We start from the raw sequence: 26,186 nt of genomic DNA, 5'->3' as shown, positions 1-26,186 counted from the left end.
ACCGGGGCGTCGTGCTGCCCGGCCGGGGTCGTCGACGACCCCGGCTCACTCGGGTCGGCGCGCCGGGGTCAGGCCGGGCCGTCGGGGCGTTCGTCGCGCCGCAGGCGCGCAGCCCCCACCATGCCGGCCAGGACGGCCCACACGGCCAGCACGTCGGCCGTCAGCGCGGGCCAGTCCCCCGCCCGGGTGGCCGGCGTCAGGGACTCGCGCAGCGGTAGGGACGCGACCATCTGGTCCGCGGTGAACAGCTCGGTGCGCTGCAGGACGGCCCCGTTGGGCGCGATCAGCGCGCTCACCCCGACGGTCGAGATCTGCACCGTCGCCCGGCCGTGCTCGATGGCCCGCAGGCGGGACATCGCCAGCTGCTGCGTCGACTCGTCGGACCACCCGAAGGACGCGTTGTTGGTCTGGACGACCAGGAGCTCGCCACCCTGGGCCACGGCCTCGCGGACGATCCCGTCGTAGGCGACCTCGAAGCAGATGACGTCGCCGATCACGACGGTCCGCTCGAGGCGCGACGACTCCAGGGGAACGACTCCCGGTTCGGTGCCGGGCAGCATGTCCCGCGTCACCAGGTCGACGGCGTCGGAGAAGTGCCGGACGAACGAGCGCATCGGGATGTACTCGGCGAACGGGGCCGGACGCTGCTTGGAGTACGACGCGACGGGGCCCACCCCCGGCTCCCAGAGCAGGGCGGTGTTGTAGCGGCGGCCGCTGTCGGGGTACTGGACCGTACCGACGAGCATCGGTGCGGCGACCTCCTGGGCGACGCCGTCGATGAGCCCGGCGGCCTCCTCGTCGACCTGCGGGTCGATGTCCGTGCCGTTCTCCGGCCACAGGACCACGTCCAGCTCGCCCGGCGCGACCTGGTCGAGCAGCGCACGCGTCCCGGCGACGTGGTTGTCGAGGACCTGCCGACGCTCGCCGAAGGCGTCGAGGCGGCCCGGCTCGGGGACGTTGCCCTGGACGGCGCCCACGCGCAGCGTGCCGGCCTGGGCGACCGTGTCCAGCGGGATCAGCAGCGACGCCGCGACGAGCCCGCCCGCGGCACCCAGCGCACCCAGCGTGCGGCCGAGGGCCACCTGGCCGGCCGCGAGGGCCGCGCGCGCCAACAGGACGCCGAGGGCTGCGACGACCGCGCTGAGCAGTGGCGTGCCCCCGAGCCACATGACGGCGGACAGGGGCGAGTCGGCCTGGGAGAAGGCGAGCCGACCCCAGGGGAACCCGCCGAACGGCCACGCCGAGCGCAGCTCCTCGGCCCCGACCCAGATGAGGACGAACGCCAGGAGCTGCCACCAGCCGCTGCGCCACACGGCGTGCCCGCGCCGCGCCCAGGCCCACGCGGCTCCGAACAGGGCCACGTAGGACGCCTCGAGGATGGTGAGGGCGAGCCACGGCACCGGTCCGACGGCCTCGTCCGCCCAGCGGATCATCGGGCCGAAGCACGCCAGACCCCACACCAGCCCCACCAGCGCGTTCCAGCGGGCCGAGTCGCGCCGCAGCGCCAGGTACAGCAGGGCCATCCCCAGGGGTGCCAGTACCGACCACCCGGGCTCGGGGAACGCCAGGCGCGTGAACCATCCCCCCGCCGCGGCGAGCACGAGCGTCAGCCAGCGGGCGGACGGTGGGAGGGGCACCGCAGCAGGGTACGGCAGCAGGCTGGGTGAACCGGCTGCCTGCCACCGGACCGCACGGCCGGCCCGACCGACCGGCCCGCGCGTCCTTCGTACCGGCGAGGACGAGTCCTGCCGTTTTCTGTTGAACGCGCGGACCCGGTCGGAGCTCGGACCGTGCGACACCGGTCAGCGGTACGTGTGGGTCCCCCTCCGGTGCCCGCAACGACGGGCCACTGCGAAACTACCCCCCTGACGACCGCTGTCAAGCGCGTGTCGGACCAGGTCACGAGGATCGGTGCAGGCCACGGAGTCCGCGGTGGCCCCGAGCCGGCCGCGTCACGCGGCGTGTCGCCCGCGTGTCGCGATTCGGGGCGACCAGGACGATTCGTCACACCGCCTGTGACCCGCGATTTTTCACCCGCACACAGGGTGGGCGGTGCGCGTCAGCCCATCTCGTCGTGCAGCACGACCCCGGCGCGGGTGGTCCGCAGGCAGCGCGGTGCCGGCTCGTCGGGACCCAGGTCGGGCAGCAGCGGGCTGCCGGCGCGCGGGTCGGCGCTCCACGACGAGGTCCGCGAGGCCTGGACCACGAGGTGCTCGGCCCGCCAGACCGCCAGGTGGGCCGGTGCGCCGACGCGCAGCTCCCCCGCCCCGCTGTGGTCCGCCCCGGCCAGCCGCCACCCGCCGCGGGTCGCCGCACGGAACGCGGCCCGCACCGAGATGCGCTGGTCGGGCTCGTGGTGCGCGGACGCGGCCCGCACCCCGGCCCACGGGTCGAAGGGCGTCACCGGCGAGTCCGACCCCAGGGCGAGGGGCACACCGGCGGCGGCGAGGTCGGCGAAGGGGTTGAGCGCGGCCGCCCGACCTCGACCGAGCCGGGCCGCGTACATCCCCTGCGCACCGCCCCAGGCGGCGTCGAACGCCGGCTGCACGGACAGCCGCAGGCCCAGCAGGACGATCTGTGCCAGGGAGTGCGCGTCGACCATCTCGGCGTGCTCGACCCGGTGACCGGCCCCGGCGATCGCCGCCGTGCCCTCGACGTCCGCGGCTGCGCGCAGTCCGAGCAGCAGCTCGTCGAGCGCACGGTCGCCGATGACGTGGAACGCGGTGTGGGTGCCCGCCCGCGTCACGGCCGTCACGTGGTTGGCGATCTGCTCGGCCGACAGGTGCAGCGTGCCCGACGTGCCGGGTGCGTCGGTGTAGGGCTGGCGCAGCGCAGCCGTGCGTGACCCGATGGAGCCGTCGACGTTCAGGTCGCCGCCGATCCCGGTCAGGCCGGGCAGGTCGGCGAGCAGCTCCCGGGCGTCGTCCACCGTGACGCACAGCTCGCCGCGGTACCCCACGACGAGCGGTAGGCCCGAGGCCGCCTCCGCGGTCGTCGCGAGGAGCTCGCGCAGGCCCGCGCGGGTGTCGACGTGGGGCGCGGACTGCTCGTGCACGGCCACGATGCCCGCGGCGGCCGCCCGCTTCAGCGCGTCCCGGTACAGCGCGCTGCGCTCGTCGTCGCGCACCGCACGTGCCACCTCCCGCGCCGCGTGGTGCGCCGCACCGGTGACCCGCCCGTCGTCCGACCAGCCCGGCAGGTCCCGCAGGCCGGCGAGGTCGGCCAGGGCGCTGGAGACCACGGCGGAGTGCACGTCGACCCGCGCCAGGTACACCGGCAGGCCCTGCGCCGCGGCGTCCAGCTCGCCTCGGGTCGGTGGCCGTCCCTCGGGCCAGGCGCCCTCGTCCCACCCTGTGCCGTGCAGCACGCGCCGGTCGCCCGCGGCGCGGTCCGCCGCGACGCGCGCGACCGCGTCCAGCGCAGCGCCCAGGGTGCGCGCTCCCCCGTCCGCGGTGAGGTCCAGGCCCGCGGCCGCCAACGCCGTCTCCAGCAGGTGCACGTGCGCGTCGACGAAGCCGGGGGCCACCAGGGCGCCCTGCAGCTCGACGACCTCGTCGACGCCGGCGACGAGTCCGTCGGCCGTGTCGTCCGAGCCCATCCAGGCGACGACGCCGTCCTCGACGAGCAGCGCCTCGGCGAAGGGGTCCGTCGGGGAGTGCACGACACCGTGCCGGTAGAGGGTCGAGGTCACATCGGCCCACGATAGGGCCACGGGCGGCCGGGTGCGGACCGGGCCGGACGGGCGTCCGGGTCGACGGGCGCGTCAGCGGTGTCACACGGCCGAGTACGCCACCACCCCGCGTCGTAGCGCGGTCACCGCACGGTCGGCCGTCGTGCGCAGCCGGGCGGTGGGCGCGGCACCGGCGACCTGGTCCAGGACGTCGATGACCTGCTTGCACCACCGGACGAAGTCGCCTGCCGCCAGGTCCGAGCCACGGAGCACGGCATCGAGGCTGCGTCCCGTGGCCCACCGGTGGATCGGCTCGACGAGGCCGAGGTCGAGCGGCTGGATCGTGTCGAGCCGTGCGCCGTGCTCGAGGTCCTCCAGCTGCGACCAGGCACGCACGGCAGCGTCGAGCGCCCGCCCGAGCCGGCCGTCCGGGCCACCCGGCACACGTGCCTCGGCGTCGTCGTCGCGGCGCGAGCGGTACACGATCGTCGACACCGCCGCAGCGAGCCCGGGCGGGTCCAGCTCGTCCCAGACCCCACGGCGCAGGCACTCGGCGAGCACCAGGTCGTTCTCGGCGTACAGGCGGCGCAGCCAGCGTCCGTCGTCGGTGACGCGCAGCGCGCCCGCGTCGTCCGTGTCGAGGTACCCCAGGGTCCGCAGCACCTCGCAGATGCGGTCGAAGACCGCGGCGATCGACCCGGTGCGGCCCGAGATCCGGCGCACCAGAGCGGCGTGCTCGTCGCGCAGCCGCTCCCAGCGCTCCGCCCACCGTGCGTGGTCCTCGCGGTCCGGGCACCGGTGGCAGGGGTGGGCGCGCAGGTCGCGCCGCAGCGCCTCGAGCGCGGCGTCGTCCGCCGCGGCCGACCTGCGCTCGGCGCGGCGGCCCCCGGCGCGTGCGGGCGCGGCCGCGAGGTCGAGCTCGTCGAGCCGCGACCGCAGGCGCGCCGCCAGGTCGCGGCGCGCCGCCGGCACCCGGACCTCGAACCGTGCGGGCACCTTCAGCCGTCCCACGGTGCGCAGGCCCGTCCCGACGTCGGCGACCGTGAGCCGGCGGACCTGCCGGTCGGTCGTCAGGACCGTGGGACGCGGCCCGTCGAACCCGCCCCGGCCCCCCGGGTCGACGACGACCGCGTGCTCGGGCCTGCGACCGGCGGGGATCTCCACGACGTCGCCGACGTGCAGCCCCTCGAGGGTGCGGGTGACGTCCGCCCGGCGGGTGGCGGCCGCCTCCTTGGCCAGGCCGCGCTCGCGGTCGGTGATCGCGCGCCGCAGCGCCATGTACTGGGCGAAGTCGCCCAGGTGGCAGGACATCGCCGCGGCGTAGCCCTCGAGCGCCTCGGCGTGCGTCTGCGCCTGACGTGCGAGGCCGACCACGCCGCGGTCGGCCTGGAACTGCGCGAACGACGTCTCCAGGACGTCGCGCGCCCGTTCGCGGCCGACCTGGGCGACGAGGTTGACGGCCATGTTGTACGTGGGCCGGAAGGAGGACCGCAGCGGGTACAGCCGGCGGGAGGCCAGCCCGGCGAGCTGCACCGGGTCCAGGGTGCCGTGGGCCACGACCACCGCGTGCCCCTCGGTGTCGATGCCGCGGCGTCCGGCGCGTCCCGTGAGCTGGGTGTACTCCCCCGGCGTGACGTCGACGTGCGCGCTGCCGTCCCACTTGACGAGCTTCTCGAGCACGACGGAGCGGGCGGGCATGTTGATGCCCAGCGCCAGGGTCTCGGTGGCGAACACGACCTTGACCCAGCCGCGCGAGAACAGGTCCTCGACGGTCTCCTTGAACAGCGGGAGCATGCCGGCGTGGTGCGCGGCGACACCGCGGACGAGGCCCTCGACGAACGCGTCGTACCCCAGCACGCCGAGGTCCTCCGGGGGGATCGCGGCGCACCGTTCCTCGGCGACGCGCCGGATGTCGGCCTGCTCCGCGGGCGTCGTCAGGCGCACCCCGGCGGACAGGCACTGCTGCACGGCCGCCTCGCAGCCGACCCGGGAGAAGATGAAGACGATGGCCGGCAGCAGGCCGGCGCCGGCGAGCTCGTCCACGACGACGAACCGCGGGACGGGTCGCGCTCCCCCGCCGGGACGGTGACCGCCGCGGGCGCGGTCGCCGCGGTCCCGCGGACCGCGGCGGTCGCGGTCGCCGGGCGGCTGGCGGCGCAGCAGGTGCGTGAGGTGGGGGTTGATCGGCGGGTCGACGCCGGGTGCGGTCGGGTCGACGTGCCCGGCGTACAGGTCGAGCAGCTGGTCGCCGACGAGCACGTGCTGGCCGAGCGGGACCGGCCGGTGCTCGGAGACGACGACGGTCGTGTCGCCGCGGACGGTGGCGAGCCAGTCCCCGAACTCCTCGGCGTTGGAGACGGTGGCGGACAGCGAGACCAGCTGCACGTCGTCGGGCAGGTGGATGATCACCTCCTCCCAGACGGGGCCGCGGAACCGGTCGGCCAGGTAGTGGACCTCGTCCATGACGACGTAGCCGAGGCCGTCCAGCGCGGGCGAGCCGGCGTACAGCATGTTGCGCAGCACCTCGGTGGTCATGACGACCACGTCGGCGTCGCCGTTGACGGTCGTGTCGCCCGTGAGCAGTCCGACGCGGGCGGTGCCGTGCACTCGCACGAGGTCGGCGTACTTCTGGTTCGACAGCGCCTTGATGGGCGTCGTGTAGAACGCCTTGCGCCCGGCGGCCAGGGCGAGGTGGACGGCGAACTCCCCCACCACGGTCTTGCCGGCGCCGGTGGGGGCGGCGACGAGGACGCCGCTGCCGCGCTCGAGGGCGGCGCAGGCCTCGATCTGGAAGTCGTCGAGGGGGAACTCCAGGCGGGAACGGAAGTCGGCGAGCTCGCCGCGGTCGGCGGCGGCGCGGCGGCGCGAGGCGGCGTAGCGCTCGGCGGGCGAGGGCTCGGCCGGTGCGGGCGCGGCGGCCGGCGCGGCGGCGGACGTGGCTCCTGTACGGCGACGACGTGAGGGCACGGGCTCACCCTAGGCACGTCGGGTCGCCCGCGGCATGCGGCGCTGCCGGCTCAGAGCAGGACGTGCAGGGCGTCGGGCACCACGTCGACCTGCAGCGGCAGCGGTCCGACCGGTTCGCCGTCGGCGAAGGCGGGCGGGGGCGGCGGTCCGAGGTCCGGCGCGGCCTCGACGAGGACGCGCCGTCCCCGCAGGACCTGCACCCGGTGGTCGGCGACGTGCCGCCCACGGTAGACGCGGGGGAAGATGCCGGCGGCGCCGCGGCGGGTCAGGGGCCCGGCCAGGACGACGTCGAGCAGCCCGTCGGTGGGGTCGGCGTCGGGGGCGATGGGCAGCCCGCCGCCGAACCACGGGGTGTTGGCGACCGCGACGAGGGTGCCGGTGGACTCCCACGCGGTGTCGTCGACGCGCACGCGGTACCCGTACGGACGGAACGCGGCGAGCTCGGGCAGCAGCGCCCGCAGGTAGCGGGCGTGCCCCCGCGGCCAGGTGAGGGTGTTGGCGCGGGCGTTGACGGCGGCGTCGAGCCCGCAGGACAGCACGCCGGCGTACCAGCGCGCCGTCGTGCCGTCGGGCCGCCCGGCGCGGACGGCGTCGACCCGTCGCGGGCCGGCGCGCAGCGCGCGGTCGAGCACGGCCACGGCCCGGTCGACGTCGCCGCGGGGCAGGCCGAACGCCCGGGCGACGTCGTTGCCGGTACCCACGGCGACGATGCCGAGCGGCAGCCCGGTCCCGGCCGCGACGCCGACGCCGAGGTGCACCATGCCGTCGCCGCCGACGACCACGAGGGCGTCCAGCCCGTCGGTCGCACCACGGCGTGCCCGCTCGGTGGCCTGCGCGAGGGTGGGCGCGGACAGGTCGTGCACGTCGTGCCCGGCGCGTTGCAGCAGCCGGTGCGTGCGTCGTCCCACGCTGCTGCCCCGTCCGGTGCCGGCGACCGGGTTGACGACGAGGCCGAGCGTGCTCACGCCGCGCCGGGTGCGGTGTCGGCCTCGTCGGGGAGCGTCCCGTCGAGACGCGGCAGCCCCTGGGCGACCAGGCGACGGTCGAGGCGGCGGTCGTGCAGGACGCACACGCCCAGGGCGGCGAAGAACAGCAGGCAGATGGGGATCGCCACGGCGAGCATGGTGACCGCGTCGGGCGTCGGCGTGGCGATGGCGGCGAACACGAACGCGACGAGGACGGCCCAGCGCCAACCGGTCAACCAGGTACGGGCGCGCACCAGGCCGGCGAAGTTGAGGGCGACCATCACGACGGGCAGCAGGAACCCGATGCCGAACGCGAGCACGACGCGCATGACGAAGCTGAGGTAGAGCTGCGCGTCGACCCAGTTGGTCGTCTCGGCAGGGGCGAAGTCCGTCAGCAGGCGCACGGCGTTGGGCAGCGCCCACCAGGCGAGGGCTGCGCCGGCGAAGAACAGCGGGACCGCCACGGCGAGGAAGCCGACCGCGTACCGGCGCTCGCGCGACGTCAGGCCGGGGGTGATGAACGCCCAGAGCTGGTAGATCCACCAGGGTGCGGTGAACAGCACCCCGAGGAACAGCGAGACCTTGATCTGGACGTCGAAGGCGGTGGCCACGCCCTGGAAGTTCAGGGACACGCGCTGCCCGCGTGCCTCGGCGACGTCGAGGATGGGCTGCTGCAGCAGGTGGAAGACGGGCTCGTAGAGGACCCAGCCGCCGACCGCGCCGACGAGGAGGCCGAGCGCGACGAGCACGACCCGGCGGCGCAGCTCGCGCAGGTGCTCGCGCAGCGGCATGCGGCCGTCGGGGTCGCCGTCGCGCCGGGGGTTCCTGCTCACGGGGGGCTCAGGGTCGCGGCGGGCCGGGCGACGCCGGCGGCGGGGGCGGCACGTCGGTCCCGTCGGCGCGTCCCGGGGCGGTGTCCGGTGCGACGGTGGTGTCGTCGCGTCGGCCGTCGTCGGTGAGGTCCTTGACCTCGTTCTTGAAGATCTTCATGGACTGGCCGATGCTCTTGGCGAGCCCTGGCAGGCGGTTCGCCCCGAACAGCAGGAGCACCACCACCAGGACGATGATCAGGTGCCAGGCGCTGATGTTCCTGAACATGACGACCCCTCTGCGATCCGTTGTGTCCTGCGCCCGAGAGTGTACGTCGTCACCCCGGGCTGTCGAAGCGCTTCGCCGGTGTCAGCCGAGCCAGCGCGTGGCCGCGTCGGCGACCGTCGTGCGGTGCCGCGCGCGCCGTTCGGTGCGGCGGGCGCGGCGTGCCGCGCGGAGCTGTTCGACGTGCTGGCGCAGCGCGTCCGCGTCCCCTCCCAGGGCCGGGCCCGACCGCTGCTGGGCGGCGCGGGCCTGCGCCTCGAGCTGCGCGGTGCGCTCGGCGAGCTGCTGCGCGACGTCCCCGGCCCGGACGACCTCGTGGCCCAGGGCGACAGCCGACCGCCAGAGCCGGCGACCCAGCCAGAACGCCCCGGCGAGCGTCGCCAGGGTCAGGACGGTCCACACGGTGAACCAGAGCACGTCAGGCCTCCCCCGTCGTCGGGCCGAGCAGCGGCGCGTACGCCTCGAGCGCGGCGCGCGCCGCGGTGGCGGTGTCCTGCGCGACGTGCGGCGGGCGCACGTCGAGGACCTCCTCGGCGACCTGCAGCAGCAGGTGCCGCAGCCAGGAGGGCTGCACGACGCGCAGGTCGACCTCGAACGCGCCGTCGGGCAGCTCGCGGGTGCTCTCGACGGGGACCGACTCGGCCACCCACCGTGCCCGTCCCGCCAGCCGCACCGTCACCAGCTCGCCGGAGGCGTCGGGGTGGAACCCGTCGGCGTCGTCCGAGACCGGGTGCTCCGACGCCGCGTCGGCCAGGACGGTGGCCTCGACGATGCGGTCGACCCGGAACTTGCGCTCCGCGTCCGCGGCCAGCGACCAGGCCAGCAGGTAGGAGTGCTCGTCCTGGCTGACCAGCCGGACGGGGTCGACGTCGCGCTCGGACAGGACGTCGGAGGCGTCGACGTACCGCAGCCGCAGGCGCCGCCGGCCGGCCAGCGCCGTGCCGATCGCCGCGGCGACGGCGGGCGTGGCGTCGACCTGCAGCACCACCTCGACCGGAACCCCGGCGGCCGCGTCGCCGGTCGCGGCCTGCACCTTGGCCAGGGCGGAGTCCAGGGCGGCGGCGGACTGCGCGTCGAGCGCGGGGCGCAGGGCCGCCAGGGAGCGCAGGGCCGCGAGCAGCGCGACACCCTCGCGCGGGCCGAGCCGCAGCGGCCGGGTCATCCCGCGACCCTCGGTCAGGCGCACGACGCCCTGCTCGTACGACGAGGCGTCGAAGTCGATGAGGTCGTCCGGGAGGTAGCCGGGCGTGCCCGTGACCCACAGCGTGTCGACGTCGGCCATGACCTGCTCGGGTGTGACGCCGAACTGGGCAGCGACCTGCTCGACGGGGACGTCGTCGTGCCGCTCGAGGTAGGCGATCATCCCCAGCATCCGCACCAGGCGGTCGCTCGCGCGCTCAGGCACCGCGCGCCTCCTCGACGTCGTCGTGCCGCGCCGCGAGGTGCGCGGCACCGGGCGGTCGCAGCCGGTCCAGCGTCGCCGCGACACGCAGCATCCCCACGACCGCGTCGCGGACCTGCGGCGGGTCGAGGACGACGACCGCGTCGCCGTAGGCGACGACCTCCTCGGCGAGCTCCCAGTCCAGGCGGTACGGGACGGCCACCAGGTCGCGGCCCGCGAGCACGTCGGCGGCGCCCGCCGGCAGCACCGCGTTGTCCGGCACCGTCGTCGCGCGCGCCCGCAGCGCACCCGCGCGCTGCGGCGTGACCGCCAGCAGCGCCGTGCGGTCCGGCCCGTCGCCGCCCATCCAGGCGCGGGACGCCTCGGCGAGCTCCTGCACGGTGGGCGGTGCGAAGCCGCCCGGGCCACCCACGGGACGCACCGGGCCGCGGATGCGGCTGAGCCGGAAGGAGCGGCTCGCGTCACGGTCGCGGTCCCGGGCCAGCAGCACCCACCCGCCGCGGCGTGCGAGCAGCTTCCACGGCTCGACGCGACGCTCGCGCACCTCACCGGTCGTGGCCGCGTGGTAGGTGAACCGCACGGCCTGCCGGTTCTGCACCGCGTCCACCAGGGGCGCGAACGCGTCGCCGCCGGCCCGGACGCGCGGCGCCAGACCCGCGACGAGGTCGTGCGCCTCGGGAGCCTCGCCCACGGCACGCAGCTTGGTCAGGGCGCGGGTCGAGTCGGCGCGCAACGACTGGTCCTGCCACACCTGCGCGGCCAGCGCCAGGACGCCCAGCTCGGCGGCCGTGAGCTCGATCGGCGGCAGCGACCAGTGCGCGGTGTCGATGCGGTAGCCGATGTCGTCGCCGTGGCCCGCGTGGGTCACGGTCAGCACCGGCATGCCGAGGTCGCGCAGCGTGTCCTTGTCCCGCTCGAACATGCGCTCGAACGCCTCGTCCGAGCGCGCGTCGCCGTACCCGGCCACGGACGCGCGCACCTGCTCCTTCGTCATCCGGCCCGGGGTGTTGACCAGGGCGATGACGAGGTTGAGCAGGCGCTCGGCGGGCGGGATCGCGGGGGGCATCGGGCTACACGGTAGCCGCCGCGGCGGCGCTCGCGGGCGCGGACCGCGTGCGGCACGCCGGTAGCGTGGGCGCGTGATCGCGTGGCGTGCGGGAGTGGTGACGGAGTGCCGGGTCCGGTGGGACGGCGCGTGCGAGTCGACGGTCGCGCTCGACGGCGAGGACCGCACCGTCCGGGCGCTGTCCTACCCGCAGCTCGTGGGTGAGGTCGTGCCGGGCGCCCACGTGCTGCTCAACGCCACGGCGCTGCTGCGCGGCCTGGGGACCGGCGGCTACGCCCTGGTCGTGGCGCGCACCGACGCCCTGGTCCCCGACCCGCTGCCGGGGCCCGGGCACCTCGTCAAGGCCCGGTACACGCCGCTGCAGGCCATGGTGCTCGGGGTGGACGACCAGGAGTCCCCCCACCACGGCGTCCTGCGGGACGCGGACGACCTCGCCGGCCTGCCGGTGGTCGTGGCCGACCTGCACTCCGCGCTGCCCGCCGTCATCGCCGGCGCACGCGCCACGGCCGCGCGGCTCGGCCGCGAGGCCCCGCGGGTGGCGTACGTGATGACCGACGGGGGCGCGCTGCCGGCCTGGTTCTCGCGTGCGGTGGACGGCCTGCGCTCGGCCGGGTGGATCGCCGCCTGCGTGACGACGGGGCAGGCGTTCGGTGGTGACCTGGAGGCCGTCACGGTGCACACCGGCCTGCTGGCCGCACGGCACGTCGTGGGCGCCGACCTCGTCGTCGTCGCCCAGGGACCGGGCAACCTCGGCACGGGCACCCGGTGGGGCTTCTCGGGGGTCGCCGCCGGTGAGGCCCTCAACGCGGCCGGGGTGCTGGGCGGCCGTCCCGTCGCGTCCCTGCGGGTCTCCGGGGCCGACGCGCGCCACCGCCACCTGGGGGTCTCGCACCACTCCCTGACGGCGTACGGACGGGTCGCGCTGACCGCGTCGGACGTCGTGGTGCCCGCCTACTCCCCCGACCTGCCGGGGACCCCGCGGGACCTCATGGACGACCCCGACCCCGGGGCGTGGTCCGCGCTCGCGGACCGGGTGGCCGGGCAGGCGGCCACGCTCACGGCCCCGGCGGGCCGCCACGCGGAGGTGAGCGTGGCTGCCGACGGTGAGCTGCTGGACGCGCTGCGGGGCTGCCCGGTGCGGTTGTCGACGATGGGACGCGGCCTGGACGCCGATCCGGCGGCGTTCCTCGCGGCCGCGGTCGCCGGGGCGCACGCCGTCACCGTCGGGTGAGCCGCACCCGGGCGGGCGGCAGCGCGCTCAGTCGTCGGTGGCGGTGGCGCTGCGGCGCGCGACGAGGGTCGCCAGGCGGCGCGCCTCGCTCTCGGCGCGCCGGCCGTCGGCCCGCTGCACGCCCATGACGGCGAGGGTGTCGCCGTCCGCCAGGTCGAGCTGCACCCAGGCGCGCCCCTGGCCGAAGCGCACCGAGACGATCTGCGCCCACGTGACGTGCGTCGTGACCAGGAGGTTGCGGACCCGCAGGCCCGTCTCGTCCGGGACGGCGCTGACCGACGCCTGCCGCCAGCAGAACCAGGCGATAGCCAGCGAGAACAGCACGAACCCGGCCTGGTCGAGGCGTGCCAGGCCCGGCATCGTCACGACCAGCAGCAGCGTCAGAGCGACCACGCCCACCGCCACCGCGAGCGTGACGACGCGCGCGAGCCGGGGGCGGAACGGGGCGGCGAGCGCGTCGTCGGGCGTCACGTCAGATCCGGCAGGCCAGGATCGAGGTGACGAGGATCGCGCGGGCCCCGACGTCGTACAGGGAGTCCATGACACGGTTGGTCTGGCTGCGCGGGACCATCGCCCGCACCGCGGCCCACTGGCCGTTGTGCAGCGGGGACACCGTCGGCGACTCCAGGCCCGGGGTGATGGCCACGGCCTGGTCGACCAGCTCCAGGGGCACGTCGTAGTCCATGAGGACGTACTCGCGTGCCGTCAGGACGCCCTGCAGGCGGCGGGTGAGGACGTCGAGGCCGGTGGGCTGGTCGACGTCGGCGCGACGGACCAGGACGGCCTCGGAGCGCAGGATCGGCTCACCGAAGACCTCGAGGCCCGCGGCGCGCAGCGTCGACCCGGTCTCGACGACGTCGGCGATGACGTCGGCGACGCCGAGGCGGATCGCGGACTCGACGGCGCCGTCCAGGCGCACGACCGCGGCGGGCTCGATGTCGCGCTCGCGCAGGTACGCCGCGACGAGCTCGGAGTACGACGTCGCCACGCGCAGCCCGGTGATCTGCCGGGCGTCGGTCAGGCGCCCCGCGCTGCCGGCGAACCGGAAGGTGGAGCGCGCGAAGCCGAGCGGCAGGTGCTCCACGGCGGACGACGCGGAGTCGATCAGCAGGTCACGACCCGTGATGCCGACGTCGACGGTGCCGGCGCCCACGTAGACCGCGACGTCCCGCGGACGCAGGAAGAAGAACTCGACGTCGTTGTCCGGGTCGGGCAGGACGAGCTCGCGGGAGTCCCGGCGCTGGCGGTAGCCCGCCTCCCGGAGCATGTCGCAGGCGGGCTCCGACAGGGAGCCCTTGTTGGGGACGGCGATCCTCAGCACGGTGTCCTCGGTGGTTCGGTGGTGCGGTGGGTGTCGGGGGTGGGGGCGTCGACGCGCGGCGTCACAGGTGGGCGTACACGTCCTGCAGCGTCAGGCCCTTGGCCAGGAGGAGGACCTGCAGGTGGTACAGCAGCTGCGAGATCTCCTCGGCCGCCCGCTCGTCGGTCTCGTGCTCGGCCGCCATCCAGACCTCGGCGGCCTCCTCGACGATCTTCTTGCCGATGGCGTGCACACCGGCGTCGAGCTCGGCGACGGTGCCCGAGCCCGCGGGGCGGGTGGCGGCCTTGTGGGACAGCTCGGCGAACAGCTCCTCGAACGACTTCACGCGGCGAGCCTAGACGCCCGTCCGGCCCGCGGCGCACACGAGGCCGTCACGCGTCCCCCAGGGTCCGCAGCGTCAGGGCGGTCGCGACCGCGGCCTGGGCGGCCTCCGCGCCCTTGTCCTCGTGCGACCCGGGCAGCCCGGCACGGTCGAGGGCCTGCTGCTCGTCGTCGCACGTCAGGACGCCGAACCCGACGGGGACGCCGGTGCGCAGGCTCACCTCGGTCAGGCCCCACGTGGCCGCCTGGCACACGTACTCGAAGTGGGGGGTGCCGCCGCGGATCACCACGCCGAGCGCGACCACGGCGTCCGCCGAGCCCGCGGCCCGCTGGGCGGCCACGGGCAGCTCGAACGAGCCGGGGACGCGCACGGTCGTGACGTCCTGCACGCCGGCCTCGGCCAGGGCGCGGTGCGCGCCGGCGACCAGGCCGTCCATCACGGTGGTGTGCCAGCTGGCCGCCACGACGACGACCCGCAGGTCACGACCGTCCAGGTCCAGGGTGGGTGCACCTGCGCCGCTCATGCCAGCTCCTCCAAGGGGTCGAACGCGTGGTCGGTGGTGTCGACGCCCGCGGGTGCGGGGCCGGCGAGGACGGGCTCGACCTGCACGGGCGGCGCGAGGTCGGGTGCGCCGGGCGTCGGGTCGAGGTGCAGGGCGTGCCCCATGCTCGTGGCCTTGGTCCGCAGGTACGCCTCGTTGTGCGGGGTGCGCCCGACCTCCAGGCCGCGGACCCGCGTGACGTCGATGCCGTGGGCGCGCAGGCCGGCGACCTTCGCGGGGTTGTTGGTCAGCAGCCGGACGCGCCGCACCCCCAGGTCCGCCAGGATCGCCGCGGCGGCGCCGTACTCGCGCCGGTCGGCGGGCCACCCGAGGTCCACGTTGGCCTCGACGGTGTCCCGGCCGCCGTCCTGCAGCGCGTACGCGGCGACCTTGGCGAGCAGCCCGATCCCCCGCCCCTCGTGGCCGCGCAGGTACACCACGGCGCCGCCCTCGGCGGCCGCGATCTCCAGCGCCGCGTCGAGCTGCGGCCCGCAGTCGCAGCGCGCCGAGCCGAACGCGTCGCCGGTGAGGCACTCCGAGTGCACGCGGACCGTCGGCTCCTGCACCAGTCCGGCGCTCGACACCAGGGCCACGTGCTCGTCACCGGTGCGCAGGTCGCGGTACCCGTGGATGCGGAAGTCCCCGTGCCGTGTGGGCAGGTACGCCGTGTGCGTCGCGTGCACCCGCGGAGCGGTGTCGACGTCGACCTCCGCGACCTGCTCGTGGTCCCCGTGCGCGAGCCGCCAGGCCCGCAGCTCCGCGATCGTCAGCACCACGAGCCCGGCCTCCGCGGCGATCCGCGAGGCCTCGGGCAGGCGCACCATCTGACCGTCGTCCCGCACCAGCTCGGCGATCGCCCCGACCGGCTCCAGGCCCGCCAGCCGGCACAGGTCGACGGCGGCCTCGGTGTGCCCGGCGCGGTGCAGCACGCCGCCGGGCACCGCCCGCAGCGGCAGCACGTGCCCCGGCCGGATCAGGTCGTTGCGGCCCGACGCCGGGTCCGCCAGCACCCGCAGCGTGCGCGCCCGGTCCGCCGCGGAGATGCCGGTCGTCACACCCGTCGCGGCGTCCACCGTCACCGTGTACGCCGTGCGGCGGGGGTCCTGGCTGTGCGGCACCATCAACGGCAGGTCCAGCGCGTCGGCACGTGCCGCCGGCATCGGCGCGCACAGGTAGCCCGACGAGTGGCGGATCGTCCACGCCACCCACTCCGGGGTCGCCGACTGCGCGGCGAGGACCACGTCGGCCTCGTTCTCGCGGTCCTCGGAGTCCGACACGAGCACGGGGCGTCCGGCGCGCAGGGCCTCCAGGGCCTCCTCGACCGTGCCCAGCCGGATCTCGTCGCTCATCGCGCCACCCCCGACGTCGCGAGCAGGCGCTCGGTGTACTTCGCGAGCACGTCGACCTCGAGGTTGACCCGAGCCCCGGGCGCCAGCGTGCCCAGCGTCGTGACCTCCAGGGTCGTCGGGATCAGGGACACCCCGAAGGCGTCGTCGCCCACGTGCGTGACCGTCAGCGACACGCCCTGCACCGTGATCGACCCCTTCTCCGCGACGTACCGTGCCAGCGAGGGGTCCAGACCGATCGCGACCTCGTCCCAGCGGGGCCCCGGTCGGCGGGACCGCACCACTCCCACGCCGTCGACGTGTCCCTGCACGATGTGCCCGCCGTACCTGCCCCCGACGGCCAGCGCGCGCTCGAGGTTCACCGCGTCACCCGCGCGCAGGTCGCCCAGCGCCGAGCGGCGCAGCGTCTCGGGCATCACGTCGACGACGAACGTGCCGTCGCCCGGCAGCTCCGCGACGGTCAGGCACACGCCGCTCACCGCGATCGAGTCACCGAGCCGGGCGTCCGACGTGACCAACGGGCCGCGCACCCGCATCCTCGCGTCCGCCGCGTCGCCCGCTCCCGGCGCGACCTCGACGACCGCACCCTTCTCCTCGACGATCCCGGTGAACATCAGTACTCCTCCTCGATGGACGTCATGGCGGCGCCGATGGTCGGCACGTCGCCCGACGGCGGCACAGGTGCGGGCACGGGGGTCGCCACGACGAGCACGTCCGGGCCCAGCGGCACCACCCCGGTGGTCTGCAGCCGCAGGGCGTCCGCGACCGTCCCGACGCCGAGGTCCCCGACCGCGGCGGCACCGGCACCCAGCAGCACGGGCGCCACGTACGCGTGGACCTCGTCGACCAGGCCCGCGCCCAGGAACGCCGCCGCGAGCGTCGGCCCGCCCTCGACCAGCACGTGCCGCACCTCACGGTCGCGCAACGCCGCCAGCACCTGCGCGGGATCGTGCGTGCGCAGGTGCACCAGCTCTCCCCCCGGACCGCGCAGCCGCGCGGCGGCGGGGACGTCACGGTGGCCCACGACGACCCGCAGCGGCTGCCGCTCGACGAGCGACCCGTCACCCGTGCGCGCCGTCAGCGAGGGGTCGTCGACCAGCGCCGTCCCCGTCCCCACGACGATCGCACCGACCTCCGCGCGCAGACCGTGCGCGTGCCGCCGCGCCACGTCCGAGGTGATCCACCGGCTCGTGCCGTCGGCCGCCGCGACCCGACCGTCCAGCGAGGTGGCCAGCTTCAGCGTCACGAACGGCCGACCACGCCGCACCGCCGGCAGCCAGGACCCCAGCGTCGCCACACCCTCGACCGCCAGCACCCCCGTCACCACGTCCACGCCCGCCGCACGCAACCGGTCCGCCCCGCCGGCCGCCACCGGGTTCGGGTCGTGCACGGAGACGACGACACGCGCCACGCCCGCCTCCAGCAGCGCCACCGAGCACGGTCCCGTCCGCCCCGTGTGGTCGCACGGCTCCAGCGTCACGACGGCGGTGGCGCCCCGGACCTGCGCGCCGCGCTCGCGGGCGTCGGCCAGCGCCGCGACCTCCGCGTGCGGGGTGCCCGCGCCACGGTGCCACCCCTCGCCGACGACCGAGCCGTCGGCGGCGAGCAGGACGCACCCCACCCGGGGGTTGGGTCCGAGCGGGCCGCGCGCGGCGAGCGCCAGAGCACGCCGCATCGCCTCGACCTCGTCCGCGCTCGCACGCGTCGGCGCACCGGGGGTGCCCGGCGGGACGCTCGTCGTCGTGGTCATCGTCCGGCACCTCCGTCGCCTCTCGAGGGCTCCGGGGTCGCTCGGGCGGCACGCCGCACCGCACGACGCGCCGCAGGCGCGCCGTGCACGTGTCTCCTCCCATCCGGACTTTCACCGTCGGTCCTGGAGTTCCACCAGGTCAACCGCTCACCCCTCGCGGGGCTCACGGGTCGCGGACTGTCACCGCCGGCTCGGACTTTCACCGACCCCGGAGCACGTGTGTGTTCGTCAACGATGATGCCACAGGCGGCATTCCCGCCCGACGGTCGTCCGCGCCGCGCCCTCAGGCCTCGACGGTCGGCCGCTCCGCGAGGGAGCGCAGCGCCGCGATCTCCCCGGCGACGTCGTCGGCGCCGTAGACCGCCGAGCCCGCCACGAACACGTTCGCCCCCGCACGGGCGATCCGGCCGATCGTCCCGCGCGACACCCCGCCATCCACCTGCACCCACGTCGACGCCCCGCTCGCGTCGATCGCCGCGCGCGCCCGCCGCACCTTCGCCAGCGTGCCCTCGATGAACGACTGCCCCCCGAAGCCCGGCTCGACCGTCATCACCAGCACCATGTCGACCTCCTCCAGGAGGTCGAGGAACGGCTCGACCGGCGTCGCCGGCCGCAGCGCGACCGCCGCGCGCACGCCCCCGGCACGCAGCTCACGCGCCAGCCGCACCGGCGCCTGCGTCGCCTCCGCGTGGAACGTCACCGACGCCGCCCCCGCCTCCGCGTACGACGGACCCCACCGGTCCGCGTCCTCGACCATCAGGTGCACGTCCAGCGGCACCGGACTGACCTGCGCCAGCCGACGCACCACCGGCAGCCCGATCGTGAGGTTCGGCACGAAGTGCTGGTCCATCACGTCGACGTGCGCGTAGTCCGCCGACGCGATCGCGCCCAGGTCACGCTCGAGGTTCGCGAAGTCCGCCGACAGGATGCTCGGGTTGATCAGCACGGGAGGCACGCACCCACGCTACCCAGCGGCGCCCACCCGTGCGTCACACCCGCGCGTCACACCAGCGCGTCAGACCCGGCGCAGCAGGGTCAGGTGCATCGCGTCGGTGCCGTGCACGTGCGGCCACAGCTGCACGTCGGCACGCCCGCCGACCGCCTCCCACGTCGGCGCCACCTCCGCCATCACCGGCACCGCGTCCACGACCTCCACCGGGGTCCCCGCGCGCGCCGCCGCCCGCACCGCGTCGAGCACCACCAGCTGCGTCTCCGCCAGGTGCGGCGAGCACGTCACATACCCCACCACACCCCCCGGCCGCACCGCCGCGACCGCCGAGGCCAACAGCTCACGCTGCAGCCCGCTCAGCGTCCCCAGGTCCGCCGGCGTCCGGCGCCACCGCGACTCCGGGCGCCGACGCAGCGCACCGAGCCCGGTGCACGGTGCGTCCACCAGGACCCGGTCGTACGCCCCCGGCTCCTGCGCGCCCACCGCCCGACCGTCGCCCGTCCGGACCTCCTCGACCACCCCGGCCGGCACCGCCCGCAGCGCCTGCGCGACCAGCCGCACCCGGTGCGGCTGCACCTCGTTCGCCACCAGCCGCGCCCCGCGCAGGGCCGCCAGCGCCCCCAGCAGCGCCGCCTTGCCACCGGGACCGGCGCACAGGTCCAGCCACCTCACGTCCGGACCCTCCACCGGCGTCGCGGCGAACGCCAGCGTCACCAGCTGCGAGCCCTCGTCCTGCACCCCGGCCAACCCGTCCCGCACCGCCGGGACCGCGCCCGGGTCACCTCCGCCGAGCACCAGCGCCGTCGGCACCAGGCCCGCCGGCTGCGCACCCGACTGCGCCGTGACCTCCTGCGCCGACACCAGGCCCGGACGTGCGACCAGGGTCACGCGCGGCGCGGCGTTGTCCGCCGCCAGCAACGCCCCCAGCTCGTCCGCCGACCGTCCCGACCCGACCAGCGACTCGCGCAGGGCACGCACCACCCACGCCGGGTGGCTCTCGACCACCGCGAGGCGCGCGACCGCGTCGTCGCCCCCCGGGTCGGCCGCATCACCGATGCGCTCCAACCACTCCTCGAGCGGCCGCTCGGCGACCCGCCGCAGCACGGCGTTGACGAACTGGGACGCGCCGGCACCCACGCGCTCGCGGGCCAGTCCGACGGTCTCGGAGACCGCGGCGTGCGGTGCCACCCGCATGCCCAGCACCTGGTGCGCACCCAGCCGCAGCACGTCGAGGACCGGGGCGTCGACCTGGCCGAGGGGTCGGGACGCTGCCTGCGCCAGGACGGCGTCGTACCGACCGCGCAGGCGCAGCGTCCCGTACGCGAGCTCCGTCGCGAACGCCGCGTCCCGTCCGACGATGCGGCGCTCGCGCAGCAGCGGCGGCAGCACGAGGTTGGCGTACCCGTCCGAGTCCGCCACGGCGCGCAGCGTGTCGTAGGCGACCCCACGCGCCGGGTCACCGTGGCGGGCCCGCTGCGCAGGAGCGGCCGTGGTGCGACCGGCACGACCCTGTGCGCGCGCCTCGCCGCGCTGGCGACCGGCGGCGTCGCGTCGCGCGTCGTCGCCGGCGCGACCGCCCCGGCCGCGTGCCCCGTCGCCGCTCATCGGCCCTGCTCCTGACCGGCGACGGACGCCGGGGCGTCGGCGCCCAGGAGCGTCCCCGCCTCCGGTCGCGCGCCCCGTGCCCAGTCCGCGGCGGGCATCGCCCGCTTGCCCGGTGCGGTGACGTCGCCCAGCCGCACCGCGCCCGCGCCGGTGCCGACCAGCACGTCCTGCTTGTCGACGCGGACCTCCCCGGCCCTCAGGTCGGTCACCCCCGGGACGGGGCGGACCGGGCCCAGGCCCAGCCGGCGTCCGTCGGGCAGCGTCGTCCACGCGCCCGGGGCCGGCGTGCAGCCGCGGATCCGCCGGTCCACGACGTGCGACGGGTGGCTCCAGCGCACCCGCGCGTCCTCGACGGTCAGCTTCGGTGCGTGGCTCACGCCGTCGAGCGGCTGGGCGACGGGCTCCAGGACATCGTCCTCGAGCGCGTCCAGGGTCCGGACCAGCAGCTCGGCGCCGGCGGTGGACAACCGCCCCAGCAGGTCGCCGGAGGTGTCGGTGGGTCGGACGGTCTCGGTGAGCGTGCCGTACACGGGGCCGGTGTCCAGCCCTGTCTCGAGCCGGAACGTCGACGCGCCGGTCACCTCGTCGCCCGCCATGAGCGCGTGCTGCACCGGTGCCGCTCCGCGCCACGCGGGCAGCACCGAGAAGTGCAGGTTCACCCAACCGTGCGTCGGCACGTCCAGCAGGTCGGCGGGGACCAGGACCCCGTACGCCACGACGGGCGCCGCGTCGACGCGCAGGTCCGCGATCTGCGCGACCACCTCCGGGTCGCGCAACGTCGGCGGCGTCAGCACGGGCAGTCCGTGCGCCTGCGCGACGGCACCGACGGCCGAGGGCTGCAGCGTCCGCCCCCGCCCCACCCGCGCGTCCGGGCGGGTCAGCACGGCCACCACCTCGTGCCGGGACCCCAGCAGGGCCTCGAGGGACGGCACGGCGGCCGCGGGACTCCCGGCGAAGAGCAGACGCATGGGTCCGATCCTAGGTCGCGGCCCGGGATCCCCCCGACGCGGTCACAGCAGGTCGGGCGGGTCCACCTGCACACGCACGGTTCCGCCCTCGCGGCGGGCGCTGCGGATCGCGACGGAGGCCGCCACCGACCGCGCCAGCGCGGCCCCACCGGCCGGCGGCACCCGCAGCAGGGTGCGCACCTCCGGCTCGAGGGCCCCGCCCTGGCGGTCGTCCGGGGGCAGCGGCACGGGGCCGAGCACCTCGACGACCGGCACGTCGACGCGCGCCACGACCGCGGCCACCGCGTCGCGCGTCCCGGTGATCGCCGCGACGCGCACGGCGGGCGGCAGGCGCAGCTCCGCACGCTCGTCGAGCTCACGCCCGGCCAGACCGGCGGGGTCCCACCGCACGAGGGCCTGGGTGGGCCGTGCCGCACCGTCGCCGACGAGCAGGACCTGCCCGCCGTCGGCCGCGGCGCGGACCAGCGACGCCGCGGCGAGCCACCGCCGCAGCGCGTCCACCTCGGCGCCGAGCCGCTCCCCCGCGCTGGCGACCGCGGCGTCGAGCAGCACGGCGGCGGCGTAGCCCGACGGTGCGGACGGCTCGGCACCCGGGGTCGCGACGACGAGCGCGGGGCGGTCCGGCACGTCGGCCAGGACGCCGCCCGCGGCACGGGCGCCGGAGACGCGGACGGTCACGCCCGGGAACGCCCTGCCCAGCTCCTCGGCGGTCCGCTCGGAGCCCACCCGCATCGAGCGCAGGGCGGCCGCGCCGCACTCGCCGCACCGCCAGGCGCTCGCCAGCCTGCCGCACCAGCCGCAGGACGGCGGACCGTCCCCCCGGGTCAGGCCCAGCGGGCCGTGGCACGCGTCGCAGCGGGCGGGCGTGCGGCAGCGCGCGCAGGCCACGACGGGCACGTAGCCCGCCCGGGGCACCTGGACGAGGACGGGCCCGGCCGCGAGTGCGTCGCGCAGCGCACGCCACGCGGGAGCCGGCAGGCGCGCGGCCGCCGCCGGGCCCTCGCGCGCCAGCTCGACGCTCGTGAGCGCCCGCACCCGCGCCGTGCGGGCGCGGACGACCGCACGGTCCGCCGTCACCTCGTGCGCCCACCCGGTCACGACGCGCTGCTGCGCCTCCACCGTGCGCGCGTGGCCGCCGACGAGCCAGGCGGCGCCCTCCAGCTCGGACCGCAGCGCGAGCACGTCACGGACGTGGGGGTACGGCGCGCGCGGCTCGGCGTGCTGCTGGTCGCCGTCGTCCCAGCACACGACGAGGCCGAGGTCCGCGACGGGGGCGAACGCCGAGGCCCGGGTCCCGACCACCACCCGCGCGTGACCGCGCAGGACGGCGAGGAACGCCCGGTAGCGGGCCGCGGGGCCGTCCTCGGCGACGAGCCGCGCGACCGTGCCCCCGTCGGCGACGGCGTCGAGGCCGATCTCGCGCAGCGCGGCACACACCCGGTCCACGTCGCGCCCGTCGGGCACCACGACGAGGGCGCCGCGGCCCCCGAGCAGGCAGACGGCGACCGCCTGGGCGAGGGCGGCCGCCCACCGCTGGTCCCCCGTGCCCGGCAACGCGTTCCACACGGCGCGCGGTGCACCGCCCGACAGCACGTGCCGCAGGAACGCGGGGCCGCCGCGGTACGCCTCCCAGGCGGGTGCGCCGGCGCGGCCGGACGTCGGCGCAGCGTCGGGCCGGTGCCCGGGGTCCGGCTCGGCGGCGGGGGCCGCCGGGGCCTCCCCCTCGACGCGCGCGTGCCGCGGCGGGACCGCGAGGCGCAGGACGTCCGCGAGGGTCCCCGCCCAGCGGTCGGCGACGGCACGTGCCAGCCGCACGACCTGCGGTGGGACGACCGGCTCGAGCGACACGACCCGCCGCAGCGGGAGCAGGCGTCCGGCGTGCTCGGCGTCGGCGACGCGCTCGAGCAGCCACCCGTCGACGTCCTGCCCCGCGAACCTCACCTTGACCCGCACACCGGGCCGGGCGGACTCGTCGAGGTTCTCCGGGACGAGGTACTCGAACGGGCGGTCGAGGTGCGGCGGCGCGAGGTCGATGCAGACCCGCGCGACCGGCAGGTGCGCGGCCGGTCCGGGCGGGGCCGCCACCCGGCGGCGGCGGGCCGCCGGCACCTCGAGCCCCGCCAGCGCGGGCTGCTCAGGTGGGGGCGCGCCGGTCACGTCGCCCATCCCACCACGGAGCGCGGACGCCGCCGGCGCGCCCGGCCGCCGTCCGTGCGCAGGCCGTGCGACGTCAGCCGACGGCCGACAGCAGGTCGGCCGTGCGGTCGGTGCGCTCCCAGGTGAACTCGGGCAGCTCGCGACCGAAGTGCCCGTACGCCGCGGTCCGGCGGTACAGCGGTCGCAGCAGGTCCAGGTCGCGGATGATCGCGGCGGGGCGCAGGTCGAACACCTCGCGGATCGCCGACGTGAGCCGGTCGTCCGGGACGGTGCCCGTCCCGAAGGTCTCGACGTACAGGCCGACGGGGTGCGCCTTGCCGATCGCGTAGGCGACCTGCACCTCGCACCGGCGTGCCAGGCCCGCGGCGACGACGTTCTTGGCGACCCACCGCATCGCGTACGCGGCGGAGCGGTCCACCTTGGACGGGTCCTTGCCCGAGAAGGCGCCCCCGCCGTGGCGGGCCATGCCGCCGTAGGTGTCGACGATGATCTTGCGGCCGGTCAGCCCGGCGTCGCCCTGCGGCCCGCCGATGACGAACTGGCCGGTCGGGTTCACGAGGAGGCGGTGCCCCGCCGTGTCGAGGTCGGCCTGCGCGAGCACGGGCGCCACGACGAGCTCGGCCACCTGGGCGGCGAGCGTGGCCTCGGCCAGGTCGGGCTCGTGCTGCGTCGAGAGCACCACCGTGTCGAGGGAGACGGGGCGGTCACCGTCGTAGCCGACAGTCACCTGCGTCTTGCCGTCGGGGCGCAGGCCCGCGAGGGTGCCGTCCTTGCGGACCTGGGCGAGGCGCTCGGCCAGGCGGTGCGCGAGCCAGATCGGCAGCGGCAGGAGCGACGGCGTCTCGTCGCTGGCGTAGCCGAACATCAGCCCCTGGTCCCCGGCGCCCTGCAGGTCCAGCGGGTCGAGGTCCCGGTCGTCCTGGCGCACCTCGATGGCCTTGTCCACGCCGGCGGCGATGTCCGGGGACTGCTGCCCGATCGACACCGAGACCCCGCAGGAGTCGCCGTCGAAGCCGATGAGCGACGAGGTGTAGCCGATCCCGCGGACCACCTCGCGCACGATCTGCGGGATCTCGACGTACGCGGTCGTCGTCACCTCACCGGCCACGTGCACGAGACCGGTGGTGACCATGGTCTCCACCGCCACGCGCGCGGTCGTGTCCTGCTCGAGGATGGCGTCGAGGATCGCGTCGGAGATCTGGTCGCAGATCTTGTCCGGGTGGCCCTCTGTCACGGACTCCGAGGTGAACAGGCGGAGAGGCGTCGAGGTCATGCGGGCATCGTAGCGGCGCCGCCGGGCCCGCTCGGACGGCCATCCGCCACGGCGACGACCGCGTCCCACACCGCGTGCGCGACCTCGGCCTTGGTCCCGGCCGCCGTCGCGACGACGTCACCGGTGCGGTCCAGCACCGTGATCTCGTTGGTCGTCGTCCCGAAGCCGCGGCCGTCGCCCACCGGGTTGACCACGAGGAGGTCGGCACCCTTGCGGCGCGCCTTGGTCCTCGCGTGGTCGAGCACGGAGCCGGTGGTGTCGCCGGTCTCGGCGGCGAAGCCGACGACGAGCTGGCCCGGGCGCGGGGGGTCGGCGACGAGCTCGCGCAGGACGTCGGTCGTCTCGACGAGCTCGATCGTCGGCACCTCGCCGGACTTCTTGATCTTGGTCGGGGCGACCGACGCCGGGCGGTAGTCCGCGACGGCGGCGGCCATCACGACGACGTCGGCCTCCAGCGCGGCCGCGCGCACCGACGCGCGCAGCTCCTCACCCGTCTCGACGTGGACGACCTCGACGCCGCTGCCGACGCCGGCGAGGACGTCGGGGGCGACGTTCGCGGCGACGAGCGTCACGGCCGCGCCCCGCTCGGCCGCGGACCGTGCGAGCGCGACACCCTGACGCCCCGAGGACCGGTTCCCCAGGAACCGCACCGGGTCGAGGGGCTCGCGCGTGCCGCCCGCCGAGACCACCACGCGACGTCCGCCGAGGTCGGAGCCGTGCGGGGGCCGGACGAGACCCAGCGCAGCCTCGGCGATCTGCTCGGGCTCGGGCAACCGGCCGGGACCGGAGTCGGTCCCGGTCAGCCGGCCGGTCGCGGGCTCCAGGACGTGGACGCCGCGGGCGCGCAGCGTCGCCACGTTCGCGACGGTCGCCGGGTGCTCCCACATCTCGGTGTGCATGGCGGGCGCCAGGAGCACCGGGCACCGCGCCACGAGCAGCGTGGCGGTGAGGAGGTCGTCGGCACGCCCGGCGGCCGCCCGGGCCAGCAGGTCCGCCGTGGCGGGGGCCACCACGACCAGGTCGGCGCTCTTGCCCACGGCGACGTGCGCCACCTGGTCGACGTCCTCGAAGACGTCGGTCGTCACCGGCTCACCCGAGATCGCCTCCCACGTCGCGCGCCCCACGAACTCCAGGGACGCGCGCGTCGGGACGACACGGACGGCGTGGCCCTGCTCGCGCAGCAGCCGCAGCAGCAGGACCGACTTGTAGGCGGCGATGCCGCCCGCGACACCGAGGACGATGCGCATCGTGCGCAGGCTCAGGCCTCCTCGACCGGCTCGGACGTGAGCAGTCCTGCGTCGATCTCGCGCATCGCGATCGACAGCGGCTTCTCCTGCGGGCGCGTCTCGACCAGCGGGCCGACGTACTCCAGGAGGCCCTCGTTGAGCTGGGCGTAGTAGGCGTTGATCTGCCGGGCACGCTTCGCCGAGAACAGCACGAGTGCGTACTTCGAGTCGGCGCGCTCGAGGAGGCGGTCGATCGGCGGGTCGGTGATGCCCGTGGGGGCGGCGATGGTTCCGGACACGGAGGACTCCCGTCCTGTCGGAGAGTGGTGCGG

General features: G+C 76.2%; 24 protein-coding genes and 1 riboswitch. Of the genes, 1 reads left to right on the top strand and 23 read right to left on the bottom strand.

Annotated elements, in window-relative coordinates; all coding sequences use genetic code 11:
• Window positions 1-68: 68 nt before the first annotated feature.
• The 9 genes from lnt to Cph01nite_RS08155 form a co-directional block, all read right to left on the bottom strand.
• A complete protein-coding gene (lnt, locus tag Cph01nite_RS08195) occupies window positions 69-1,637 on the bottom strand; it encodes an apolipoprotein N-acyltransferase (protein WP_203673103.1) in 1,569 nt (522 codons plus the stop codon).
• A 422-nt stretch (window positions 1,638-2,059) separates the two neighbouring features.
• Complete coding sequence (locus tag Cph01nite_RS08190; protein ID WP_203673102.1) at window positions 2,060-3,691, bottom strand: amidohydrolase; 1,632 nt, start codon at window positions 3,689-3,691, stop codon at window positions 2,060-2,062.
• 81 nt (window positions 3,692-3,772) lie between these two features.
• Window positions 3,773-6,637 carry a DEAD/DEAH box helicase gene (locus Cph01nite_RS08185; protein ID WP_203673101.1) on the bottom strand — a complete coding sequence of 955 codons (2,865 nt, stop codon included), beginning with the start codon at window positions 6,635-6,637 and terminating at the stop codon, window positions 3,773-3,775.
• Between the two features lie 50 nt (window positions 6,638-6,687).
• Window positions 6,688-7,602, bottom strand: a complete 915-nt coding sequence (locus Cph01nite_RS08180) for a diacylglycerol/lipid kinase family protein (protein WP_203673099.1) — start codon at window positions 7,600-7,602, stop codon at window positions 6,688-6,690.
• Window positions 7,599-8,393, bottom strand: coding sequence for a twin-arginine translocase subunit TatC (tatC, locus tag Cph01nite_RS08175; protein WP_203673155.1), 795 nt, complete (start codon window positions 8,391-8,393; stop codon window positions 7,599-7,601). The genes Cph01nite_RS08180 and tatC overlap by 4 nt, the downstream gene beginning before the upstream one ends.
• 49 nt (window positions 8,394-8,442) lie before the next feature.
• The gene (tatA, locus tag Cph01nite_RS08170) at window positions 8,443-8,700 is read right to left on the bottom strand and encodes a Sec-independent protein translocase subunit TatA (RefSeq protein ID WP_203673098.1); all 258 of its coding nucleotides are present in this window, start codon (window positions 8,698-8,700) and stop codon (window positions 8,443-8,445) included.
• A gap of 81 nt (window positions 8,701-8,781) precedes the next feature.
• The gene (locus Cph01nite_RS08165; RefSeq protein ID WP_203673097.1) at window positions 8,782-9,114 is read right to left on the bottom strand and encodes a hypothetical protein; all 333 of its coding nucleotides are present in this window, start codon (window positions 9,112-9,114) and stop codon (window positions 8,782-8,784) included.
• Between the two features lies 1 nt (window position 9,115).
• Window positions 9,116-10,102, bottom strand: coding sequence for a helix-turn-helix transcriptional regulator (locus tag Cph01nite_RS08160; RefSeq protein ID WP_203673095.1), 987 nt, complete (start codon window positions 10,100-10,102; stop codon window positions 9,116-9,118).
• Window positions 10,095-11,165 carry a helix-turn-helix transcriptional regulator gene (locus tag Cph01nite_RS08155; protein ID WP_203673087.1) on the bottom strand — a complete coding sequence of 357 codons (1,071 nt, stop codon included), beginning with the start codon at window positions 11,163-11,165 and terminating at the stop codon, window positions 10,095-10,097. Before Cph01nite_RS08155 ends, Cph01nite_RS08160 begins: the two co-directional genes overlap by 8 nt.
• Window positions 11,166-11,238: 73 nt before the next feature.
• Here Cph01nite_RS08155 and Cph01nite_RS08150 point away from each other — a divergent pair, with 73 nt between their 5' ends.
• Window positions 11,239-12,396, top strand: a complete 1,158-nt coding sequence (locus tag Cph01nite_RS08150; RefSeq protein ID WP_203673084.1) for a DUF3866 family protein — start codon at window positions 11,239-11,241, stop codon at window positions 12,394-12,396.
• Between the two features lie 27 nt (window positions 12,397-12,423).
• Here the strand turns inward: Cph01nite_RS08150 and Cph01nite_RS08145 are convergent, their stop codons facing one another.
• The 14 genes from Cph01nite_RS08145 to rpoZ form a co-directional block, all read right to left on the bottom strand.
• Window positions 12,424-12,867: a PH domain-containing protein gene (locus Cph01nite_RS08145; protein ID WP_203673082.1), complete on the bottom strand. Its 444-nt coding sequence runs from the start codon at window positions 12,865-12,867 to the stop codon at window positions 12,424-12,426.
• 1 nt (window position 12,868) lies between these two features.
• On the bottom strand, window positions 12,869-13,717 hold the full coding sequence (gene hisG / locus Cph01nite_RS08140) for an ATP phosphoribosyltransferase (RefSeq protein WP_203673080.1): 849 nt from the start codon (window positions 13,715-13,717) through the stop codon (window positions 12,869-12,871).
• A gap of 61 nt (window positions 13,718-13,778) precedes the next feature.
• Window positions 13,779-14,042, bottom strand: a complete 264-nt coding sequence (locus tag Cph01nite_RS08135; protein ID WP_203673078.1) for a phosphoribosyl-ATP diphosphatase — start codon at window positions 14,040-14,042, stop codon at window positions 13,779-13,781.
• Window positions 14,043-14,088: 46 nt separating this feature from the next.
• Window positions 14,089-14,562, bottom strand: a complete 474-nt coding sequence (gene ribH / locus Cph01nite_RS08130) for a 6,7-dimethyl-8-ribityllumazine synthase (RefSeq protein WP_203673076.1) — start codon at window positions 14,560-14,562, stop codon at window positions 14,089-14,091.
• A complete protein-coding gene (gene ribB, locus Cph01nite_RS08125) occupies window positions 14,559-15,929 on the bottom strand; it encodes a 3,4-dihydroxy-2-butanone-4-phosphate synthase (protein ID WP_203673074.1) in 1,371 nt (456 codons plus the stop codon). Before ribB ends, ribH begins: the two co-directional genes overlap by 4 nt.
• On the bottom strand, window positions 15,926-16,540 hold the full coding sequence (locus Cph01nite_RS08120) for a riboflavin synthase (protein WP_203673072.1): 615 nt from the start codon (window positions 16,538-16,540) through the stop codon (window positions 15,926-15,928). Before Cph01nite_RS08120 ends, ribB begins: the two co-directional genes overlap by 4 nt.
• Window positions 16,540-17,676, bottom strand: coding sequence for a bifunctional diaminohydroxyphosphoribosylaminopyrimidine deaminase/5-amino-6-(5-phosphoribosylamino)uracil reductase RibD (gene ribD, locus Cph01nite_RS08115; protein ID WP_203673070.1), 1,137 nt, complete (start codon window positions 17,674-17,676; stop codon window positions 16,540-16,542). Before ribD ends, Cph01nite_RS08120 begins: the two co-directional genes overlap by 1 nt.
• Before the next feature lie 87 nt (window positions 17,677-17,763).
• Window positions 17,764-17,895, bottom strand: a riboswitch (FMN riboswitch).
• A gap of 64 nt (window positions 17,896-17,959) precedes the next feature.
• Window positions 17,960-18,631: a ribulose-phosphate 3-epimerase gene (gene rpe / locus Cph01nite_RS08110; protein WP_203673068.1), complete on the bottom strand. Its 672-nt coding sequence runs from the start codon at window positions 18,629-18,631 to the stop codon at window positions 17,960-17,962.
• 60 nt (window positions 18,632-18,691) lie between these two features.
• Window positions 18,692-20,230: an RsmB/NOP family class I SAM-dependent RNA methyltransferase gene (locus Cph01nite_RS08105; RefSeq protein WP_203673067.1), complete on the bottom strand. Its 1,539-nt coding sequence runs from the start codon at window positions 20,228-20,230 to the stop codon at window positions 18,692-18,694.
• A complete protein-coding gene (fmt, locus tag Cph01nite_RS08100) occupies window positions 20,227-21,198 on the bottom strand; it encodes a methionyl-tRNA formyltransferase (RefSeq protein WP_203673066.1) in 972 nt (323 codons plus the stop codon). Before fmt ends, Cph01nite_RS08105 begins: the two co-directional genes overlap by 4 nt.
• 42 nt (window positions 21,199-21,240) lie before the next feature.
• Window positions 21,241-23,364, bottom strand: a complete 2,124-nt coding sequence (locus tag Cph01nite_RS08095) for a primosomal protein N' (RefSeq protein ID WP_203673065.1) — start codon at window positions 23,362-23,364, stop codon at window positions 21,241-21,243.
• A 64-nt stretch (window positions 23,365-23,428) separates the two neighbouring features.
• On the bottom strand, window positions 23,429-24,628 hold the full coding sequence (metK, locus tag Cph01nite_RS08090; RefSeq protein ID WP_203673064.1) for a methionine adenosyltransferase: 1,200 nt from the start codon (window positions 24,626-24,628) through the stop codon (window positions 23,429-23,431).
• Window positions 24,625-25,875 (bottom strand): bifunctional phosphopantothenoylcysteine decarboxylase/phosphopantothenate--cysteine ligase CoaBC, encoded by a 1,251-nt coding sequence (gene coaBC, locus Cph01nite_RS08085; protein ID WP_203673063.1) that lies wholly within the window; start codon window positions 25,873-25,875, stop codon window positions 24,625-24,627. The genes metK and coaBC overlap by 4 nt, the downstream gene beginning before the upstream one ends.
• A gap of 11 nt (window positions 25,876-25,886) precedes the next feature.
• Window positions 25,887-26,153 (bottom strand): DNA-directed RNA polymerase subunit omega, encoded by a 267-nt coding sequence (rpoZ, locus tag Cph01nite_RS08080; protein WP_203673060.1) that lies wholly within the window; start codon window positions 26,151-26,153, stop codon window positions 25,887-25,889.
• Between the last annotated feature and the right edge of the window lie 33 nt (window positions 26,154-26,186).

It is taken from the genome of Cellulomonas phragmiteti, assembly GCF_016862775.1.
Classification (GTDB): domain Bacteria; phylum Actinomycetota; class Actinomycetes; order Actinomycetales; family Cellulomonadaceae; genus Cellulomonas; species Cellulomonas phragmiteti.
The sequence above is the reverse complement of the archived record's forward strand: the minus strand, read 5'-3'. Positions and strand labels throughout refer to the sequence as shown.

What these genes read in the sequence shown, in the direction of transcription:
- tatC (WP_203673155.1), bottom strand. Translation starts at nt 8,393, where the DNA reads ATGCCGCTGCGCGAGCACCTGCGCGAGCTGCGCCGCCGGGTCGTGCTC.
- tatA (WP_203673098.1), bottom strand. Translation starts at nt 8,700, where the DNA reads ATGTTCAGGAACATCAGCGCCTGGCACCTGATCATCGTCCTGGTGGTG.
- Cph01nite_RS08155 (WP_203673087.1), bottom strand. Translation starts at nt 11,165, where the DNA reads ATGCCCCCCGCGATCCCGCCCGCCGAGCGCCTGCTCAACCTCGTCATC.
- ribH (WP_203673076.1), bottom strand. Translation starts at nt 14,562, where the DNA reads ATGAGCGGCGCAGGTGCACCCACCCTGGACCTGGACGGTCGTGACCTG.
- ribB (WP_203673074.1), bottom strand. Translation starts at nt 15,929, where the DNA reads ATGAGCGACGAGATCCGGCTGGGCACGGTCGAGGAGGCCCTGGAGGCC.
- Cph01nite_RS08120 (WP_203673072.1), bottom strand. Translation starts at nt 16,540, where the DNA reads ATGTTCACCGGGATCGTCGAGGAGAAGGGTGCGGTCGTCGAGGTCGCG.
- ribD (WP_203673070.1), bottom strand. Translation starts at nt 17,676, where the DNA reads ATGACCACGACGACGAGCGTCCCGCCGGGCACCCCCGGTGCGCCGACG.
- Cph01nite_RS08105 (WP_203673067.1), bottom strand. Translation starts at nt 20,230, where the DNA reads ATGAGCGGCGACGGGGCACGCGGCCGGGGCGGTCGCGCCGGCGACGAC.
- fmt (WP_203673066.1), bottom strand. Translation starts at nt 21,198, where the DNA reads ATGCGTCTGCTCTTCGCCGGGAGTCCCGCGGCCGCCGTGCCGTCCCTC.
- Cph01nite_RS08095 (WP_203673065.1), bottom strand. Translation starts at nt 23,364, where the DNA reads ATGGGCGACGTGACCGGCGCGCCCCCACCTGAGCAGCCCGCGCTGGCG.
- metK (WP_203673064.1), bottom strand. Translation starts at nt 24,628, where the DNA reads ATGACCTCGACGCCTCTCCGCCTGTTCACCTCGGAGTCCGTGACAGAG.
- coaBC (WP_203673063.1), bottom strand. Translation starts at nt 25,875, where the DNA reads ATGCGCATCGTCCTCGGTGTCGCGGGCGGCATCGCCGCCTACAAGTCG.